We start from the raw sequence: 4600 nt of genomic DNA, 5'->3' as shown, positions 1-4600 counted from the left end.
AAGATGACAAGGCAGAGGCAAAAGCCTAGAAGATATAAAAATTTCCCGGGATTTTCCCGGGATTTTTTGTCTTTTTTTTGTAAAACTTTGTGAATATCTTGATTTATAAAAAATCTTTTTTTTGCATAATATACTAATAAAAGTATAAGACTTATTTTTAGCTCGTTAAATATATAAGGGTTTTCCTTGTTACTACAATTAGGTTTAGCAATTTATCGTATTATCAAAAACGAAAGAAGATACAAAGTTAATTAACATAGTCTTTGATTTCATGATAAAATTATGAATAATTATAATTTTATATAATATAAAAATACGGAAAACCACCTTGACAAAACTACATTAGCAGGATAAAATAATGAATAATAAAAGTTAAACAAATTTTTAGGGGGAAACAATGAAAATGAAAAAAGTATTCTCGACCATGATGGCCCTTGGTCTTGCAGCAACCCTTGCTGCTTGTCGTGGAGAAGAAGCTAAAAAAGATGATGCTGCTGATAATAAAGATGAACAAGCAGTAGATCAAGCTAATGATAATAAAGACGACGATACAGCAAATAAAGACGATTCCAAGGATGATACCAAGGAAGACGCAAGTGATGATGAAAATGCCCTTTCTGATGACGAAAAGGCAGAGTTAGAAGGTTTTGAAAAGCAAACAGCAGATGACACCCTAGTAGTAGGTACATCTGAAATGAGTGGGGACTTTTATGGTTCTTGGTCAAATAACTCATACGATGTTAAAGTTAGACGTTACATAGGTACAGAAGGTAACAATGCCTACCTAACTATGGTCCAAGACGAGGGTGGTCAGTGGCTTGCCAATATGACTGTTCTTGAAAAAGAACCAGAAACAGTCAAAAACGACGATGGTTCAGAAACAACTACCTTCACTCTCAAAAAAGATTTGAAATGGTCTGATGGAGAGCCAATCACAGCAGATAACTACTTATTTGACATGCTATTCCATACTTATCCTTCTTACCAATTGGTAACAGGTTCATTTAGTATCGGTTCAGACTCTGTTAAGGGCTATGAAGCTTATAAGGCTGGCGATGATGATAAGTTTGAAGGACTTGAAAAAGTTGATGATTACACCTTCAAGGTAACAACTGATGCATCATACCTTCCATATTATGAATCAGCTTTCTTAAAACAAGTTATGCCATTCCCAATCCACGCTATTTCTGAGAACATAGCTGTTGCTCCAGAAGGTAACAAGATTGTAGCTAAGGATGGTTATGAGCCTACAGAAGAAGAAAAGAAAAAATACGTAGAAAACATAGACGCTCAAATAGCTAAATCAAACGAAGATTTCAATGAAGAGACTCCAGCACCTGCTGATGATGCTTCAGAAGATGAAAAGAAATCCTATGATGAAGCTAAAAAAGCTCATGATGAAGATATAGCCAAACTTGAAAAGAGAAAAGAAGGGGATATGGATCCTACTAATATGCTCATAGAAGAGGCTATGCAAAAAGAATTCAACGACTATAGGATAAACCCAACAGTTTCTTGTGGACCATACAAGTTTGATTCTTATGAAAATAACATGGCAAGACTAAGTCTAAATGAGAACTATGCTGGAAACTTCAAAGGTGAAAAAGCAAGTATTCCACACGTAATCGTTCAATACGTAAATAGTAAAATTGCAATCGACCTTCTTGAAAATGGCGATATAGACCTTTGGGAATCAGAAGCTGAAGGTGCTCTAATAGATCAAATGAGAGCTGCAGCTGATGAAGGCAAAATCGGAGGCTATAACACCTTCGAAAGAAATGGTTATGGTAACGTAGTTTTCCTAACAGACAGGGGATCTACAAAATATAAAGAAGTAAGGCAAGCTATAGCCCACCTAATGGACAGAAACTCTTATGTTCAATCTTTCGCAGGTGGTTATGGTGTAGTAACAAACGGTATGTACGGTACCAGCCAATGGATGTATAAGGAAAGAGGAGCTGACCTTGAGGCAAGCGACGACTTTAACAAATACACCCTAAACTTAGATAAGGCAAACGAACTACTAGATGCTACTCCTTACAAGTTTGAATCAGACGGTAAAACCGCTTGGGATAAGGCAAAGGCCGACGAAGAATATTCTAAAAACCCAGATGGTTTTGACTACTATAGGTATGATGAAAACGGCAAAAAACTTCAGGTTAACCAATACGGTTCTGATGAATCACAAATAACAACCCTAATCTCAAACCAAGTACCAGTAAACGCTAAGCAAGTAGGTATGGAGTATAACGTAACAGCAGGGTCTTTTGCTACCCTTCTTGACTACTACTACCACCCAAAAGACGATGCTGAATACACAGTATTTAACATGGGTACAGGATTTGGTACGCCATTTGACCCTTGGTACCAATACAACTCTAAGGGATCTGACAACACAACCAAGACAAATGATCCAAAAGCTGATGAAATTACAGTTAAACTTCGTCAAACAGACCCAGATGATAAGGAAGGTTACCTAGATACTTGGGAAGAATTTGAAAAATGGTACAACGACTACCTACCAGAAATCCCACTCTATTCAAACCAATACCACTCAGGCTACACAGCAAGGGTAAAGGGCTTTGATATCAACACACCAGTTTGGGAATCTGAATATCAAATAAACGCCATGAGCTTAGATAAAAGTAATAAATAGTACCCTAACTAAATTAAGTACACAATAGGAGCAAGGATTTATCCTTGCTTTTGTTGTGTAAAATTTTAAATTTTAAAAACACACTCTAAATAAGGGAATATAAGAAGGGAAAGTTTTTTTGAAAAAAGCATTTAAAACAAGAAATAATTTTGCATATTATTCAGTCAAATTCATGATAGAAAAAGTGAAATAAAGACCTTAAAAATAGGAAATAAAAAAAGAGAAAAGTGCTAAGTGTTAAGGGTTTAATTTGGTAGAGAGATAAGCAAAAATGAAACAACTTGCATAAAAAATTAACGAAGTCCTTAATATTATGACAAGTATATGGCATAATTATCCATACCATTGAAAAGCTAAGCACTCTAAAACTTGACAAAAACGGTTTAATGAGATAAAATATTATACTATAAAAAGTTACTTAATTTTTAGGGGGAAACTTATGAAAATGAAAAGAGTATTTTCATCACTTATGGCTCTAGGCCTTGCAGCAACACTAGTTGCATGTGGTGGAGATAATGCGGATGACGCAAAAGAAAAAACTGACGATAAAGCAGCTGAAGAAACAACTGAAAACGAAGAAACTCCAGCTGAAGGCGAGGAAGAAGCACCTGCAGAAGGTGAAGATGCAGCTGAAGGCGAAGAAAATGCTGACGAAGCTGCTGAGCTTGAATCATTTGACAAACAAACTTCAGATGACACCCTAGTAATCGGTGCTGTTCAAGAGTTTAATGGAGACTTCCTACAAGGTTGGACAAACAACTCTATGGACGTTAAGGCAAGAAGATTCTTAGGTATCGAAGGTAACAATGGTTATGGTACAGTTGTTCAAGATGAAGGTGGTCAATGGATTAACAACATGACCGTTCTTAAAGAAGAACCAGAAATTGTTAAAAACGCAGACGGCTCTGAAACAACAACTTATAAGATTAAAGAAGATCTTAAGTGGTCAGATGGCACACCAATCAACGCTGATGACTACCTATTTGGATCCCTTCTTCACACCTATCCTTCCTACCAATTAGTAACAGGATCAACATCTATCGGTGATGACCCACTACTTGGCTATGAAGCATACAAAAATGGTGATAAAGATACATTTGACGGTCTTAAAAAGATTGATGACTACACATTTAGTGTAACAGTAGACGCATCATTCCTACCATACTATGAAGAGGCAGCTCTTAGAGGATACGGTCCATATCCAATCCACGCTGTAAGTGATAACCTAGCTGTAGCACCAGAAGGTAACAAGATTGTAGCAAAAGACGGCTATGAACCAACAGAAGAAGAAAAATCTAAATACATCGAAAACATCGATACTCAAATTGCTAAAAACAAAGAAGACTTTGAAGAAAATAACCCAGCACCAGCTGACGATGCAAATGACGATGAAAAGGCTGCTTATGAAGAAGCTAAAAAAGCTCATGATGAAGATATAGCTGAGCTTGAAGCTAGAAAAGAAGGCGACATCGACCCAACAAGCATGCTTATAGAAGATGCTATGCAAAGAGAATACAACGAATACAGGATCAACCCAACTGTAACTGCAGGACCATATAAGTTTGACTCATTTGGAAACAACATGATCAAAATGAGCATCAATGAAAACTACGCTGGTAACTTCAAAGGCGAAAAACCAACTATCCCACACGTAATCTTACAATATGTAAATAGTAATATCGCAATCGACCTACTAGAAAACGGCGACATCGATATTTGGGAAGCAGAGGCAGAAGGTCCATTAATAGACCAAATGAGAACTGCAGCTGACGAAGGTAAAATCGGTGGCTACAACACATTTGAAAGAAATGGTTATGGTAACGTAACATTCTTAACAGACAGAGGAGCTACAAAATATAAAGAAGTTAGACAAGCCATCGCTCACCTAATGGATAGAAACAACTTCGTTCAATCATTCGCAGGTGGCTACGGTGTAGTTACAAA

General features: G+C 36.7%; 2 protein-coding genes. Both read left to right on the top strand.

Going from position 1 to position 4600, the window contains the following annotated elements; translation table 11 throughout:
• Positions 1–397: 397 nt before the first annotated feature.
• On the top strand, positions 398–2656 hold the full coding sequence (locus Q0410_RS01295) for an ABC transporter substrate-binding protein (RefSeq protein ID WP_299032028.1): 2259 nt from the start codon (positions 398–400) through the stop codon (positions 2654–2656).
• Positions 2657–3095: 439 nt separating this feature from the next.
• Positions 3096–4600: ABC transporter substrate-binding protein (locus Q0410_RS01290; protein WP_299032025.1), on the top strand; the 1505-nt coding region annotated here is incomplete at its 3' end.

The sequence above is a fragment of the uncultured Anaerococcus sp. genome, assembly GCF_937934665.1.
In the GTDB taxonomy this organism is placed as follows: domain Bacteria; phylum Bacillota; class Clostridia; order Tissierellales; family Peptoniphilaceae; genus Anaerococcus.
Note: the sequence above shows the minus strand (reverse complement) of the source record. Positions and strands in the feature narration are given on the sequence as shown.

Excerpts from the sequence above, each read along its gene's own strand:
- Q0410_RS01295 (WP_299032028.1), top strand. The coding sequence starts at position 398 with ATGAAAATGAAAAAAGTATTCTCGACCATGATGGCCCTTGGTCTTGCA.